Source organism: Streptomyces sp. NPDC002643 (assembly GCF_053592555.1).
Window position 1 is genome coordinate 187,770 of the sequence record NZ_JBSFVY010000007.1, and the last position, 15,101, is coordinate 202,870.

The 15,101-nt window shown below is 70.3% G+C and carries 15 protein-coding genes; 11 read left to right on the forward strand and 4 right to left on the reverse strand.

Annotated features, from left to right (window positions below; all coding sequences use genetic code 11):
- The first annotated feature begins 20 nt into the window (after positions 1-20).
- The 7 genes from rsmD to mutM all read left to right on the forward strand — a co-directional run bounded on the left by rsmD (position 21) and on the right by mutM (position 5,211).
- Complete coding sequence (gene rsmD, locus ACWD4G_RS13240) at positions 21-605, forward strand: 16S rRNA (guanine(966)-N(2))-methyltransferase RsmD (RefSeq protein ID WP_451292787.1); 585 nt, start codon at positions 21-23, stop codon at positions 603-605.
- 38 nt (positions 606-643) lie between these two features.
- Positions 644-1,123 carry a pantetheine-phosphate adenylyltransferase gene (coaD, locus tag ACWD4G_RS13245; protein WP_451292788.1) on the forward strand — a complete coding sequence of 160 codons (480 nt, stop codon included), beginning with the start codon at positions 644-646 and terminating at the stop codon, positions 1,121-1,123.
- 98 nt (positions 1,124-1,221) lie between these two features.
- On the forward strand, positions 1,222-2,325 hold the full coding sequence (locus tag ACWD4G_RS13250; RefSeq protein WP_451292930.1) for an ATP synthase F0 subunit B: 1,104 nt from the start codon (positions 1,222-1,224) through the stop codon (positions 2,323-2,325).
- A gap of 220 nt (positions 2,326-2,545) precedes the next feature.
- Complete coding sequence (locus ACWD4G_RS13255) at positions 2,546-3,190, forward strand: YceD family protein (RefSeq protein ID WP_451292789.1); 645 nt, start codon at positions 2,546-2,548, stop codon at positions 3,188-3,190.
- Between the two features lie 2 nt (positions 3,191-3,192).
- Entirely contained in the window at positions 3,193-3,366 is a 174-nt protein-coding gene (gene rpmF / locus ACWD4G_RS13260; RefSeq protein WP_003951102.1) for a 50S ribosomal protein L32, read from the forward strand.
- Between the two features lie 7 nt (positions 3,367-3,373).
- The gene (rnc, locus tag ACWD4G_RS13265) at positions 3,374-4,201 is read left to right on the forward strand and encodes a ribonuclease III (protein ID WP_451292790.1); all 828 of its coding nucleotides are present in this window, start codon (positions 3,374-3,376) and stop codon (positions 4,199-4,201) included.
- A gap of 149 nt (positions 4,202-4,350) precedes the next feature.
- Positions 4,351-5,211 (forward strand): bifunctional DNA-formamidopyrimidine glycosylase/DNA-(apurinic or apyrimidinic site) lyase, encoded by an 861-nt coding sequence (gene mutM / locus ACWD4G_RS13270; RefSeq protein WP_451292791.1) that lies wholly within the window; start codon positions 4,351-4,353, stop codon positions 5,209-5,211.
- On the opposite strand, the gene ACWD4G_RS13275 is transcribed toward mutM, so the two are convergent.
- Together ACWD4G_RS13275 and ACWD4G_RS13280 are read right to left on the reverse strand one after the other, a co-directional pair.
- Positions 5,184-5,624: a winged helix-turn-helix transcriptional regulator gene (locus tag ACWD4G_RS13275; protein ID WP_451292792.1), complete on the reverse strand. Its 441-nt coding sequence runs from the start codon at positions 5,622-5,624 to the stop codon at positions 5,184-5,186. The genes mutM and ACWD4G_RS13275 overlap by 28 nt on opposite strands.
- An 85-nt stretch (positions 5,625-5,709) precedes the next feature.
- Entirely contained in the window at positions 5,710-6,675 is a 966-nt protein-coding gene (locus ACWD4G_RS13280) for a CAP domain-containing protein (RefSeq protein WP_451292793.1), read from the reverse strand.
- 191 nt (positions 6,676-6,866) lie between these two features.
- Between ACWD4G_RS13280 and ACWD4G_RS13285 the strand changes: the two genes are divergently transcribed.
- From ACWD4G_RS13285 to smc, 3 genes are all read left to right on the forward strand, one after another.
- Positions 6,867-7,148: an acylphosphatase gene (locus tag ACWD4G_RS13285; RefSeq protein WP_451292794.1), complete on the forward strand. Its 282-nt coding sequence runs from the start codon at positions 6,867-6,869 to the stop codon at positions 7,146-7,148.
- A gap of 414 nt (positions 7,149-7,562) precedes the next feature.
- The gene (locus ACWD4G_RS13290; RefSeq protein ID WP_451292795.1) at positions 7,563-7,766 is read left to right on the forward strand and encodes a hypothetical protein; all 204 of its coding nucleotides are present in this window, start codon (positions 7,563-7,565) and stop codon (positions 7,764-7,766) included.
- A 225-nt stretch (positions 7,767-7,991) separates the two neighbouring features.
- Entirely contained in the window at positions 7,992-11,612 is a 3,621-nt protein-coding gene (gene smc, locus ACWD4G_RS13295) for a chromosome segregation protein SMC (RefSeq protein WP_451292796.1), read from the forward strand.
- Here smc and ACWD4G_RS13300 read toward each other — a convergent pair.
- Positions 11,593-12,591: an LLM class flavin-dependent oxidoreductase gene (locus ACWD4G_RS13300; RefSeq protein ID WP_451292797.1), complete on the reverse strand. Its 999-nt coding sequence runs from the start codon at positions 12,589-12,591 to the stop codon at positions 11,593-11,595. The genes smc and ACWD4G_RS13300 overlap by 20 nt on opposite strands.
- Before the next feature lie 135 nt (positions 12,592-12,726).
- Here ACWD4G_RS13300 and ftsY point away from each other — a divergent pair, with 135 nt between their 5' ends.
- Positions 12,727-13,935, forward strand: a complete 1,209-nt coding sequence (ftsY, locus tag ACWD4G_RS13305; RefSeq protein WP_451292798.1) for a signal recognition particle-docking protein FtsY — start codon at positions 12,727-12,729, stop codon at positions 13,933-13,935.
- Positions 13,936-14,046: 111 nt separating this feature from the next.
- Here the strand turns inward: ftsY and ACWD4G_RS13310 are convergent, their stop codons facing one another.
- A complete protein-coding gene (locus ACWD4G_RS13310; protein ID WP_451292799.1) occupies positions 14,047-14,703 on the reverse strand; it encodes a bifunctional DNA primase/polymerase in 657 nt (218 codons plus the stop codon).
- Between the last annotated feature and the right edge of the window lie 398 nt (positions 14,704-15,101).

Here is a 15,101-nt window from a genome sequence, read left to right on the forward strand (position 1 = left end):
CCCACGAAGAAGGACCCCACATGACCCGCGTGATCGCAGGCCGAGCCGGCGGACGGCGCCTGTCGGTGCCGCCCGGCACAGGAACCCGGCCCACGTCGGACCGCGCACGCGAGGGCCTCTTCTCCACCTGGCAGGCCCTCCTCGGCGGCCCCCTGGAAGGCGAACGCGTCCTCGACCTCTACGCCGGCTCCGGCGCCGTAGGCCTGGAGGCCCTCTCCCGAGGCGCCGCCCACACCCTCCTCGTGGAGGCCGACGCCCGCGCCGCGAAAACGGTCCGCGACAACGTCAGATCGCTCGGCCTCCCCGGCGCCGAAGTGAGATCCGGCAAAGCCGAACAGATCATCCAGGGCCCACCCCCATCCACGCCGTACGACATCGTCTTCCTCGACCCCCCGTACGCCGTCTCGGACGACGATCTTCGCGAGATCCTGCTCACACTCCTGACCGGAGGCTGGCTCGCCGAGGAAGCCCTCGTCACCGTGGAGCGCAGCACCAGGGGCGGTGAATTCCGGTGGCCCACCGGTTTCGACGCGATCAGGGCCCGTCGCTACGGCGAGGGAACGTTTTGGTACGGTCGCGCCGCCGCTACGAGCGAAGACGCATGATGACCGGACCGAACGGACCGAAGAGCGAGGGAACCCAAGTGCGCCGAGCCGTCTGTCCCGGGTCGTTCGACCCCATCACCAACGGACATCTCGACATCATTGGCCGCGCCTCCAAGCTGTACGACGAGGTCTACGTCGCGGTGATGATCAACAAGTCGAAGAGGGGCCTCTTCGAGGTCGAGGAGCGCATCGAGCTGATCCGCGAGGTCACCGCCGAGTACGCGAACGTGAGAGTCGAGGCCTTCCACGGCCTCCTCGTCGACTTCTGCAAGCAGCGCGACATCCCGGCCATCGTCAAGGGCCTGCGCGCCGTCAGCGACTTCGACTACGAGCTGCAGATGGCCCAGATGAACATCGGCCTCTCCGGAGTGGAGACCCTCTTCGTCCCCACCAACCCCACCTACAGCTTCCTCTCCTCCTCCCTCGTCAAGGAGGTCGCCACCTGGGGCGGCGACGTCTCCCACCTCGTCCCCCCGGCCGTCCTCGACGCCCTCAACACGCGGCTGAAGAAGGACTGACGAGGCTCTACGGCTGAGCCGGGACGGTTGGGGCTACAGTCGACCCGACCGTCTCCAACACAGCTGTAGAGAGTGGCGAGCACACGGTGGACCACACGGTGGACGTGCAGAAGAAGCTCGACGAGATCGTCTCGGCGGTCTCCGGCGCCCGGGGCATGCCCATGTCGGCCTCGTGCGTGGTCAACCGCGCCGACCTGCTCTCGCTGCTCGAAGAGCTGCGCGCGGCCCTGCCCGACTCCCTCGCCCAGGCCCAGGAGCTGATCGGCGACCGCGACCACATGGTCGAGCGGGCCCGGCAGGAGGCCGAGCGGATCATCGAGAACGCGCACGCCGAGCGCGGTTCCCTGATCTCCGACACCGAGATCGCCCGCCGCTCCCAGAACGAGGCCGACCGCATCCTCACCGAGGCCCGCCAGGAGGCCGAGGAGGTCCGTGCCGAGGCCGACGACTACGTCGACTCCAAGCTCGCCAACTTCGAGGTCGTCCTCACCAAGACCCTCGGCTCCGTCGGCCGCGGCCGCGAGAAACTCCTCGGCACGGGCCCTGGCCTGGACGAACAGGGCTACGTGGACCCTGAAGAAGACGACGCCCCCGAGCGCAGCCACGACCCCGAGACCCTGCGCCGCGACGCCGACGCCTACGTGGACGCCAAGCTGGGCGCCTTCGAGGCGGTCCTCGCCAAGACCCTGGAGGCCGTCGGCCGGGGCCGGCAGAAGCTCCACGGCCGTATCGCCACCGACGACCTCGGCGCCCTCGCCCTCAACGACGACGGGGGCAACTCCCCCCGCCCCACCAGCGACGCCGACTACCTCGCCGAACTCGCCGCCCTCTCCGACACCCCCACCGGCGCACAGTCCCGCACGACCACGGACCAGCAGGACCAGTACGGCGCCCGGCAGGACGCGTACACGGCGACGGCGTACCAGCAGGACCCCTACGGCGGCTACCAGCAGCAGTACGGCCAGCCCCAGCAGCAGGCCGACCCCTACGGGTACGCGCAGGCCGACCCGTACGCCGTCGGCTACCCCCAGCAGCCCTCGTACGACCCGAACCAGCCGAACCAGGGGCTTCAGGATCAGCACGGGCAGCAGGGCCACCAGGGGTACGCGCAGCAGCAGCCGAACACGCTCGACGAGACCAGTCTCTTCGACACCACCATGATCACGGCGGAGCAGCTGCGCCGTTACGAGCAGGGCCGCTGACCGACGTACGACGAGGACCGCTGACCGAGGGACGACCAGGGCCGCCGACCGCGGATTGGGCCGACAGCGAAAGGTCCAGTATCCTGGCTCTTCGGTCGCGCGTGCGTTCATGCTGTCCTGCGTTCACGCTGTCTGCGGAAGACGCCCGCGATCGTGCGCTGCCCGGAACACCAGGGGCAGCGTCCTCCCCGAGTTTCGAATTCGAAGATCGAAAGTTGAAATGGCTCTGAACGCCCGCCTCGACCACCGCAACCCCCTCGTGTTCGACACGCACGAGCTGGGCCGGCGGCCGGGCGCGCTGCAGCGTCTGACGCGTTCGGTCGACGCTCCCCAGGACCTCGGGATCAAGGGGGTCATCGGAGTGCCGGAAGGCGCCCCGGTGGAGCTCGAACTCCGTCTGGAATCGGTCATGGAAGGGGTGCTCGTCACAGGCACCGCCCGTGCCGGGGCCGAGGGGGAGTGCGTAAGGTGTCTGGAGCCGGTCGAGCTGGAGCTCGAAGCGGACTTCCAGGAGATGTTCTCGTACCCCGACGCCGACGAGCGGGGCCGCGTGATCGCGGAGCCCGACAGCGACGCCGAGGACGACGAGGACAGGCTCTTCCTCGAGGACGGCATGTTCGACCTCGAACCCGTGCTGCGCGATGCGGTGGTGCTCGCACTGCCGATGCAGCCGGTGTGCCAGGACGACTGCCCCGGCCTGTGCTCCGAATGCGGAGCCCGGCTCGCGGACGACCCGGACCACCACCATGACGCCGTCGACATCCGTTGGGCGGCACTGCAGGGACTCGCCGGTTCACTCGAAGGCGGCGAGAAGGACGAGATGAGCGGCGCCGAAGCCGGTGTCGACGAGAAGCAGGAGAAGTAGCCGTGGCTGTTCCGAAGCGGAAGATGTCGCGCAGCAACACGCGCCACCGCCGGTCGCAGTGGAAGGCTGCGGTCCCCACCCTGGTTGCGTGCGAGCGCTGCCACGAGCCCAAGCAGCAGCACATCGCGTGCCCGTCTTGCGGCACCTACAACAAGCGCCAGGTCCTCGAGGTCTGAGCGGCTGGTGAGAGGCACCGTGTCCAGCCCCAAAAAGGCGCAAGACGCCAAGAAGCTCCGTGCCGACGGAGCCGGTCCGGCGGACAGCACGGCCTCGTCCCACACGCTTCTGGAAGGGCGGCTCGGGTACAAGCTCGAGTCCGCCCTTCTGGTGCGTGCCCTGACCCACCGTTCGTACGCGTACGAGAACGGCGGTCTGCCCACCAACGAGCGCCTGGAGTTCCTCGGGGACTCCGTCCTCGGCCTCGTGGTCACGGACACGCTGTACACCACCCACCCCGACCTGCCCGAAGGCCAACTGGCCAAGCTGCGGGCCGCGGTGGTCAACTCGCGTGCGCTGGCGGAGGTGGGCCGTGGGCTCGATCTCGGCTCCTTCATCCGGCTCGGCCGCGGTGAAGAGGGCACGGGTGGCCGGGACAAGGCATCCATCCTCGCCGACACCCTCGAAGCGGTGATCGGCGCGGTCTATCTCGACCAGGGCCTCGGCGCGGCCTCCGAACTGGTGCACCGCCTGTTCGACCCGCTGATCGAGAAGTCCTCCAACCTCGGAGCCGGCCTGGACTGGAAGACGTCCCTCCAGGAGCTCACCGCGACCGAGGGGCTCGGTGTGCCCGAGTACCTGGTCACGGAGACCGGCCCCGACCACGAGAAGACCTTCACCGCTGCCGCCCGCGTCGGAGGCGTCTCGTACGGCACCGGCACCGGCCGCAGCAAGAAGGAAGCGGAGCAGCAGGCGGCTGAGGCCGCCTGGCGTTCCATCCGCGCGGCTGCGGACGAACGCGCGAAAGGCTCCGCCGACGAACCGGGCCCGACCTCGGACGTGGCCTCGGCCTGATCCGGGGTGTGGGTTCGCCTGAGAGCTCGGGTGGTGGGGGTTGTCGCAAAAAGCACGGGGCGCAGCCCCAAGCTTTTAGGGGCGCGGGGAACTGCGCGACCAGCCCCCACCCACCCGCACGTACAACCGCCCAACCTCCGGAGGACCCCGTGCCCGAACTGCCCGAGGTCGAGGTCGTACGGCGGGGGCTGGAGCGGTGGGTCGCCCGGCGTGCGGTCGCCGATGTCGACGTGCTGCATCCCCGGGCCATACGGCGGCACCTGGCCGGTCCGGAGGACTTCGCGCACCGGCTCAAGGGGCAGCGCATCGGTGAGCCGAGCCGGCGCGGCAAGTACCTGTGGCTCCCGGTGGAGGGCACCGGCACGGCCGTTCTCGCGCACCTCGGGATGAGCGGCCAGTTGCTCGTGCAGCGGCACGACGCGGCCGAGGAGAAGCACCTCAGAATCCGTGTCCGCTTCGCGGACGCCCTGGGCACCGAACTCCGGTTCGTCGACCAACGCACCTTCGGTGGGCTCTCGTTGCACGACACCGGCCCCGAAGGGCTCCCGGACGTCATCGCCCACATCGCGCGCGACCCCCTGGACCCCCTGTTCGACGCCGAGGCCTTCCACCAGGCGCTGCGGCGGAAGCGTACGACCATCAAACGGGCCCTGCTCGACCAGTCGTTGATCAGCGGGGTCGGCAACATCTATGCGGACGAGGCGCTTTGGCGCGCACGCATCCACTACGAGCGCCCCACCGCCGGTTTCACCCGCCCCCGCACCACCGAACTCCTCGGCCACGTACGGGATGTGATGAACGCGGCCCTGGCGGTGGGCGGCACGAGCTTCGACAGTCTGTACGTCAACGTGAACGGCGAGTCGGGGTACTTCGACCGGTCACTGGACGCGTACGGCCGTGAGGGGCTCCCCTGTCGGCGCTGTGCCACCCCGATGCGACGGCGGCCCTGGATGAACCGGTCCAGCTACTACTGCCCCAGGTGTCAGCGGGTGCCGCGCGCCTCGTCGTAGCGGGCGCGGGCCTGAAGCACGTCCTCCATGCGGTCCTCCAAGCAGTTGATGAGGGCCATCAGCCGCTCGGAGACCTCGCGGCCGAGCGGGGTGAGGGTGTAGTCCACACGGGGCGGGTTGGTGGGCTGGGCCTCGCGGTGGACCAAGCCGTCGCGCTCCAGGGCGTGCAGGGTCTGGGAGAGCATCTTCTCGCTGACACCGTCCACGCGTCGCCGCAGCTCGTTGAAGCGGAGCGTGCCCTCATACAGCGCGCAGAGCGTGAGACCGCCCCAGCGGCCGGTGACATGCTCCAGGGTGCCCCGCGAGGGACAGTTCCTGGCGAACACGTCGAACACCAGCTCGTCGAGGCTCGGACCGTCCGCGTCCACGGAGGCCCGCGCGGGCGTCACTGCGGTCTGCGCGGCTGATTCCATACCCCGAGGATACTCCGGCGCAGCGCTAACCAACAGGTTGCACTAACTTCCAGATAGCGGGCCGGGGTGGTGCCTGGCCTAGCGCCTAGTACCCGAAGTCCTGGGTCCACCAAGGGCCGCCGTCGGCCATGTGGACGCCTACGCCGAGGGTCTTGAAGTCGCAGTTGAGGATGTTCGCGCGGTGGCCGGCGCTGTTCATCCAGGCATCCATGACCGCCTCGGCGGTGGCCTGGCCGCGGGCTATGTTCTCGCCGCCGAGAGTGGTGATGCCGAGGGCGGCGGCCCGGTCCCAGGGGTCCTGGCCGTCGAGGTCGGTGTGGTCGAAGAAGCCTCGCGCGGCCATGTCCTCGCTGAACGCCTCGGCGAGCTTGGCCAGCGAGCTGTCTGCGGCGACCGGGTCGCAGCCCGCCTTGGCGCGCTCCTCGTTGACCAGCTGGAGCACCGCGGCCTCGGCCTGCGTCTCGGAGGAGACCTCTGCCGGAGAAGTGGTCTGCTTCTCCTTCTCCTTCTCCTTGGTGGGCTCGGTGCTCGGCTTCTTGGTCTTCTGCGAGCCGTTGGATTTGCCCGGGTTCTCGGTGGGCTTCCCGGACGGCTTCTTCGCCTCGGACGGACTGGCCGACGGCGACGCCTCGCGCTCGGAGTCACGGCTGGTGGACTCGTCCTCGCGCTGCTGCTCCTGCGCGGAGCCGCCCAGACCGCCCTGCTGGTTCGCCGCACTGGTGGGCGAGCCCGCGGGAAGGGCGGTGTCGGCGCTGCTGCCACCGCTGATCGTGTACTGATCGCTGCCCGGCAGCACCCCGGTGGCCACCGCGACGGTGCCGAGGGCCACGGCGGCGGACACACCGAGCAGGCCGGTCTTCACGGGCGTGACGGCCCTCTTCTTACGGCGCCGCGAACCGCCGGCGCGCGTCGCGGCGGCGTCGGCCTCCAGGAACTCGGCGAACCCGTACAGGTTCTCCGGACCGTAGTACGGCTCCGGACCGGTACCCCCGGCCCCGGTGGCGCGGTCCCTGGCGGCGCGGCCGGCGGCTGAGCGTCGGTGGCGTCCCATGTACTGGCCTTCCTCGTCCTTGCGGTGTTCCTGCGGTCAACGTCGGAGAGATCGTCAACGTTGTGATCGTCGCCTTCACGAATCTCACACGAAGGAGTGAGTTTCATATGAGATTCATTGGGTTGGGACGGTACAGCATGGCGCCGGAGAAGGAAGAGACCCGGGAGACATTGGCCCGTTAGCGTGCAGTCATGAGCGAGGATGTACGGCTGGTCGTCTGGGTGCGCGGACGGGTGCAAGGTGTGGGTTTCCGCTGGTTCACCAGGGCCAGGGCGCTGGAGATCGGCGGGCTGAGTGGCTTTGCTCTCAATTTGGCCGACGGGCGGGTGCAGGTGGTCGCGGAGGGGCCCCGGGAGGGATGTCAAGGGCTGCTGGAGTGGCTTCAGAGTGACGACACGCCCGGGCGCGTGGACGGTGTCACCGAGATCTGGGACACACCGAGGGGCGGTTACGACGGCTTCGCCGTCCGCTGAGTCGTCCCGTGGGGCCGGGGTGGTCGGGAGGGGGAGGGGTGGGCCACTGGCATATGCCAACAGCATGAACAAAACAGAAACATGCTGGTGGTTGCCAAGAAGCACCAGACGTGGCAGGCTCCGCCAAGAGGATGATCCCCGCACCCCACCGCCTCTTCGGCGGCTCGCGGAGGCCCCGGAAACACCGCAGCGTCGCCCGTTTCGAGGCCGCGCGCACCGGGCCACCGCCCAATACGGGGCGTGATCGTGTTGACCGTCAAACTTTTTGGTGAGACGCTGAAAGCCCCGCGCACCTTAGCTGTTTGGCATGGATGAACGGCAGCTCGAACTCAACAGTGCCAAGCACCGCGGGTGCGATTTCCCTCACGACCCACACCGATTCGGTCGGTCACTCAGTGTGGAGGACCATCCATCATGGCAAAGGCGCTTCTCGGTTACGTCGGCGGCTCCGACCCGCGACTCCTCGCCGAGATGCGACGGCTCCAGCAGCGTGTCCAGGACCTGGAATCCGAGCTCGTACGGATTCAGGCCGAGAACGACGCGCTGACGGCTGCCGCTTCTCATGACTCGCTTCTGGAGAGCATCGACGCGAACCAGGCGGAGCCTGCGCTCACCTGATCACTGCATCGCATCGCACCAAGACAGCAGTGGTTGGGCTGCCCGTATCAACCGCTAAGTTGTCAAGATCTGCAAGGGGCGCCCTCCCAGGCGTCCCTTTCTCTTTGCGTCCCCCGCGCTCCCGCGCCTCCTCATCGTCTTTAACGTTTGGTGTGCCCTGCACGTTCATCCGCGAAACCGCGCGTTCATGGAGCGAGACAAACCCGGAAGGTAGAGTCCAGCGGCGTGCACCTCAAGGCCCTGACCCTCCGTGGGTTCAAATCGTTCGCCTCGGCGACCACGCTCCGGTTCGAACCGGGCATCACGTGCGTCGTCGGACCGAACGGCTCGGGCAAGTCCAATGTCGTGGACGCGCTCAGCTGGGTCATGGGCGAACAGGGCGCCAAGTCGCTGCGCGGCGGCAAGATGGAGGACGTCATCTTCGCCGGCACCACCGGCAGGCCTCCGCTCGGCCGCGCCGAGGTGTCCCTGACCATCGACAACTCCGACGGGGCCCTCCCCATCGAGTACTCCGAGGTCACCATCACGCGGATCATGTTCCGCAACGGCGGCAGCGAGTACCAGATCAACGGCGACACCTGCCGCCTCCTCGACATCCAGGACCTGCTCTCCGACTCCGGCATCGGCCGCGAGATGCACGTCATCGTCGGCCAGGGCCAGCTCGACTCCGTCCTCCACGCCGACCCCATGGGCCGCCGCGCCTTCATCGAGGAGGCCGCCGGAGTCCTCAAGCACCGCAAACGCAAGGAGAAGGCGCTCCGGAAGCTGGACGCGATGCAGGCCAACCTCGCCCGCGTCCAGGACCTCACCGACGAACTCCGCCGCCAGCTCAAACCCCTCGGCCGCCAGGCCGCGGTCGCGCGCCGCGCCGCCGTCATCCAGGCCGACCTCCGCGACTCCCGCCTCCGCCTCCTCGCCGACGACCTCGTACGACTGCGCACGGCGCTCCAGAACGAGATCGCCGACGAGGCCGAGCTCAAGCGCCGCAAGGAGACCGCCGAGACCGAGCTGAAGAAGGCGCTCCAGCGGGAAGCCCTCCTGGAGGGCGAGGTCCGCCGGCTCACCCCGCGCCTCCAGCGGGCCCAGGAGACCTGGTACGAGCTGTCGCAGCTGGCCGAACGGGTGCGCGGCACGATCTCCCTCGCCGACGCCCGCGTCAAGAGCGCCACCTCGGCCCCGCCCGAGGAACGCCGGGGCCGCGACCCCGAGGACATGGAGCGCGAGGCCGCACGTATCCGCGAACAGGAGGCCGAACTCGAAGCGGCCCTCGAAGCCGCCGAGCACGCGCTGGAGGACACGGTCGCGCACCGCGCCGAGCTGGAACGCGAACTCACCGTCGAGGAACGCCGGCTGAAGGACGTCGCCCGCGCGATCGCCGACCGCCGCGAATCCCTCGCCCGACTGAACGGCCAGGTCAACGCCGCCCGCTCCCGCGCCGCCTCCGCCCAGGCCGAGATCGACCGCCTCGCCGCCGCCCGCGACGAGGCGCAGGAACGTGCCGTCGCCGCCCAGGAGGAGTACGAGGCGCTCAAGGCCGAGGTCGACGGACTCGACGCCGACGACACCGAACTCGCCGAGCGGCACGACACCGCCAAGCGTGCCCTCGCCGAGGCCGAGGCGGCCCTGACCGCGGCCCGCGAGGCCACCACCACCGCGGAACGCCGCCGCGCCGCCACCCAGGCCCGCCACGAGACCCTGGCCCTGGGCCTACGCCGCAAGGACGGCACGGGCGCGCTGCTCGCGGCGAAGGACCGCCTTAACGGACTGCTGGGACCGGCCGCTGAGCTGCTGACGGTGACGCCGGGGTACGAGGTAGCCCTGGCGGCAGCCTTCGGCGCGGCGGCGGACGCCATCGCGGTGACGACGCCCGCTTCGGCCGCCGAGGCGATCCGCCTGCTACGCAAGCAGGATGCGGGCCGGGCGTCGCTGTTGCTGGCGGGGGCGCCGGAGGACTTGACATCCGACGGCACAGCGGTGCCGATAAGGGGCGCGGGGAACTGCGCGACCAGCCCCCACGAACCCGCACCCGACGAACGACCCCACCCGGCCCCCACAGCCGACCGCTTCGTCAAAGGCCCCGCCGACCTCATGCCCGCAGTCCGCAGACTGCTCCACGGCATCGTCGTCGTGGACACCCTCGAAGACGCCGAGGAGCTGATCTACGCCCGCCCCGACCTCACCGCGGTCACCGCCGAAGGCGACCTCCTCGGCGCCCACTTCGCCCACGGCGGCTCGGCGGGAGCGCCCAGTCTGCTGGAGGTGCAGGCGTCCGTCGACGAGGCGGCGGCCGAGCTGGAGGAACTCGCCGTACGGTGCGAGGAGTTGGCCGAGGCGCAGGAGGCGGCCGTCGAGTCGCGGCGGGAACGGGCGCGGATCGTCGAGGAGTTGGGGGAGCGGCGCCGGGCCGCCGAGCGGGAGAAGTCGGCGGTCGCCCAGCAGCTCGGGCGGCTCGCCGGGCAGGCCAGGGGCGCCGCAGGGGAGGCCGAGCGGTCCACGGCCGCCGCCGCCCGCGCGCAGGAGGCACTCGACAGGGCCGTGGAAGAAGCCGAGGAGCTGGCCGAGCGGCTCGCCGTGGCCGAGGAGATGCCCGTCGAGGAGGAGCCCGACACCTCCGTACGGGATCGGCTCGCGGCGGATGGGGCCAATGCCCGGCAGACCGAGATGGAGGCCCGGCTTCAGGTGCGGACGCACGAGGAGCGGGTCAAGGGGCTCGCCGGGCGCGCCGATTCGCTCGACCGGGCCGCCCGCGCGGAACGCGAGGCACGCGCGCGTGCCGAACAGCGCCGGGCGCGGCTGCGGCACGAGGCGGCCGTGGCCGAGGCGGTCGCCTCCGGTGCCCGGCAGCTGCTCGCCCATGTCGAGGTCTCCCTCGGACGCGCCGAGGAGGAACGCACCGCCGCCGACGCCGCCAAGGCCCGTCGGGAGCAGGAGCTGACCCGGGCCCGCGCCGAGGGCCGCGATCTCAAGGTCGAGCTGGACAAGCTCACCGACTCCGTCCACCGGGGTGAGGTGCTCGGCGCCGAGAAGCGGATGCGGATAGAGCAACTGGAGACCAAGGCGCTGGAGGAACTGGGCGTCGAACCGGCCGGGCTCGTCGCCGAGTACGGGCCCGACCAGCTCGTACCGCCGTCGCCGCCGGCCGAGGGCGAGGTGCTGCCGGAGGACCCGGAGCACCCCCGCAACCAGCCGAAGACGTTTCACCGCGCCGAGCAGGAGCGGCGGCTCAAGGCGGCCGAGCGGGCGTACCAGCAGCTCGGCAAGGTCAATCCGCTGGCCCTGGAGGAGTTCGCGGCGCTGGAGGAGCGGCACAAGTTCCTCAGTGAGCAGTTGGAGGACCTCAAGAAGACCCGCGCCGATCTGCTTCAGGTGGTGAAGGAGGTCGACGAGCGCGTCGAGCAGGTCTTCACCGAGGCGTACTGGGACACGGCCAGGGAGTTCGAGGGCGTCTTCAGCCGGCTGTTCCCCGGGGGAGAGGGCCGGTTGATCCTCACCGACCCCGACAACATGCTCACCACGGGCGTGGATGTCGAGGCCCGGCCGCCGGGCAAGAAGGTCAAGCGGCTCTCGCTGCTCTCCGGCGGTGAGCGCTCACTGACCGCCGTCGCCATGCTTGTCTCGATCTTCAAGGCGCGGCCCAGCCCGTTCTATGTGATGGACGAGGTCGAGGCGGCGCTCGACGACACCAACCTCCAGCGGCTGATCCGGATCATGCAGGAGCTGCAGGAGGCCTCGCAGCTGATCGTGATCACCCACCAGAAGCGGACCATGGAGGTCGCCGACGCGCTGTACGGCGTGTCCATGCAGGGCGACGGCGTGTCAAAGGTGATCAGCCAGCGGCTCCGGTAGCGCCACCGCCTCCCTCCAGTACCGGAAGCACCTCCTCCGCGAACAGCCGCAGACCCCGCCAGGCCTCCTCGATCGGCATCCCGCCCGCCAGGGGATGCAGTACGTAGTTGTCGAGGCCCAGCGCCACGCACTCGTCCGGGGTGACGATCCGGTACACGCCCTCGGTGCGCAGTTCGTCCACCGTCGTCGCCGCCGAGCGGACCGCCGAACGGATGCCGGGGGACTGCCAGGAGGCGTACGTCCGGGCCTCGTGCAGGAAATGCCGGCCGTACTCGGCCCACGCCCGGTCCGGGTCCTCGGCGATGTGCAGCAGGGGGGTCTCGGCGGCGGGCATCGTCGTCCAGCCCTCCGTGCCGTACTCCACCAGCCGCTCCTTGTAGTACGCCTCCAGCTCCGGCAGATGCGCGCTCGGGAAGAAGGGCAGCCCGAGGCGGGCCGCCCGCCGCGCCGCCGCCTTCGACGAGCCGCCGACCAGCAACAGCGGGTGCGGCTCGGTGCCCGGCCTCGGCGTGACCCGGACCGTACGGCCCCGATAGATGAACGGCTCTCCGGTCCACGCCTTGAGCAGGGTCTCCAGCAGCTCGTCCTGGAGCCGCCCCCGCGCCTTCCACTCCACGTCGAACTGGGCGTACTCCTGAGGCCGGTACCCGATCCCCGCGACGGTCACCAGCCGCCCGCCGCTCACCAGGTCCAGTACGGCGATGTCCTCGGCCAGCCGCAGCGGGTCGTGCAGCGGGCCGATCACCGCCGACACCGTCACCGCGATCCGGCGGGTCGCCCCGAACACCGCGCCCGCGAAGACGAACGGCGACGGCAGCCAGTTGTTGTCGACCCCGTGGTGCTCCTCCGTCTGCACGGTGGACACGCCCCGCTCATCGGCGTACGCGGCCATCTCCAGGGCCGCCCGGTAGCGGCCGCGCAGCGAGGCGGGGGTGGCACCGGGCTCGACCAGGTTGAAGCGGACGACCGTGACGGGCATGACAGGCCCCCTTCGGACGGGTGTGGAGGGGGACGTTAGCTGACGGTGCGTCAGCTATCCAGGGTGTGGAAGGCCCGTGTGGCCCCGTACGGCGATCGAACGCCGCGAGGGGTGGTCCCGCATACTGGACCCGTTATGGAAATCCTCATCCTTGCTGTAGTCATCGCCGTGGTCGTGCTCGGCGTGCTGGGCGGGCTCGTCGTCGGCAGCCGCAGGAAGAAGCCGCTGCCCCCGGCGCCCCCCACGACACCCGACATCACCGCACCTCCGGCCGAGCCGCATGTCGGCGACGAGGCCGAGACACCGCGCGACGAACCGCGCCGCACGATCGAGGAGGTGGACCTCCCGGACGCCACGGCGACGGCACCCGCCGCCGTCGAGGAGCCCCCGGTCGTCGAGGCTCCCCCGATCGAGATCCCCGAACCGACGGCGGGCCGTCTCGTACGGCTGCGCGCCCGGCTCTCCCGCTCGCAGAACGCGCTCGGCAAGGGGCTGCTCACGCTCCTGTCGCGCGAGCACCTCGACGACGACACCTGGGAGGAGATCGAGGACACCCTCCTCACGGCCGACGTCGGCGTCCAGCCCACCCAGGAGCTGGTCGACGGCCTGCGCGAGCGTGTGAAGGTCCTCGGTACCCGTACGCCCGAGGAGCTGCGCGGTCTGCTGCGCGAGGAGCTGCTCAAGCTGGTCGGCACCGATGTGGACCGCACGGTCAGGACCGAGCCGGAGGACCGCAAGCCCGGCATCGTGATGGTCGTCGGGGTCAACGGCACCGGTAAGACCACCACCACCGGCAAGCTCGCCCGCGTCCTCGTCGCCGACGGCAACAGCGTCGTCCTCGGCGCCGCCGACACCTTCCGGGCCGCCGCCGCCGACCAGCTCCAGACCTGGGGCGAGCGCGTCGGCGCCCACACCGTGCGCGGGCCGGAGGGCGGCGACCCCGCCTCCGTCGCCTTCGACGCGGTGAAGGAGGGCAAGGAGATGGGCTCCGACGTCGTCCTCATCGACACCGCGGGCCGGCTGCACACCAAGACCGGGCTCATGGACGAGCTGGGCAAGGTCAAGCGGGTCGTCGAGAAGCACGCGCCGCTGGACGAGGTGCTGCTCGTCCTCGACGCCACCACCGGGCAGAACGGTCTCGTCCAGGCGCGTGTCTTCGCCGAGGTCGTCGACATCACCGGCATCGTCCTGACCAAGCTCGACGGCACCGCCAAGGGCGGCATCGTCATCGCCGTCCAGCGTGAGCTGGATGTCCCGGTCAAGCTGATCGGTCTGGGAGAGGGCGCGGACGACCTGGCACCGTTCGAGCCGGAGGCGTTCGTTGACGCCCTTATCGGAGAGTGATCTCCAGGCACCTACAACAGTTGTAGGTGGTCTCGTGCGAGGCGAAGCGCCCGCCCCCGAGCTGCGGTTTCGGGGACGGGCGCTTCGTTGTGCGAGGTGTGATCGGTCGGATCAGGCCCGCGATCGGTGCGCCACATAGGCCAGGGTCCCCAGCAGCAGCCGCGCGGCCGGGGGCTTCGTCGCGGAGTCGAGGGCGGGGGAGCGGAGCCAGCGGACCGGGCCGAGGCCGGCGCGGTCGGAGGGCGGGGCCGTGATGTGGGCGCCGGGGCCCAGACCCCGCAGATCGAGGGCGGAGGGGTCGTCCCAGCCCATGCGGTAGAGCAGCTCGGGGAGCTGGGCGGCGGCGCCGGGGGCGACGAAGAAGTGGGCGCGGCCCTCGGGGGTGGCGGTCACGGGGCCGAGGGGGAGGCCCATGCGCTCCAGCCGGACCAGGGCATGCCGTCCGGCGGACTCGGCGACCTCGATGATGTCGAAGGAGCGGCCCACCGGCAGCATGATCGAGGCGCCGGGGAACTCGGACCAGGACTCGGTCACCTCGTCGAGTGTGGCGCCGGCGCGGACCGGGGGAGCGAAGCCGAGGGGATGTGCGCCGGGCGCGTCACAGGTCGTGTCGCCGCATGAGCACGCGCCCGAGGCCGTCCGTGCGCCGGGGACGACGTCCCACCCCCAGAGGCCGGTGAACTCGGCCACGGCCGTGCACTCCGAGGAACGGCCGCGCCGCCGCGTGCCGGCCCGCATCTCGCGCATGCCGCCGATCGTGAAGCCCATGCCCCCTCCAACGGGTCCAACGCGCCGGTGGTTACGCGACGGAGGCGGGATGTGACGCTCTGTTTCCGCCTGGGTGGCGCACGGTGCTACCCCGGGTCGTGAGGCATACGGCACGCGCCCCTGAGTGCATCACTCCGCCCACTCCCGGCCGTCGTGTGTCAAGTGAATCGCGGACCGACGGTCGTGAGTTCATTCGAAGGGGTGGCGAATGGTGGCGTTTCTGGAATCGCCGTGGCTGGACGGGTGATCGTGGGATTACTTTGAGTGCACGGTCCGGGGGACGTGCGCGCTCGTGGGTATGCCGGAGGCAAGTCGTCTTTCCGTTCGACGGGTGAGAACCATCGGACCTACGGCGGGGTAACCGGCATTCTGGTAGGGCTTGGCGCACACAGCGCATC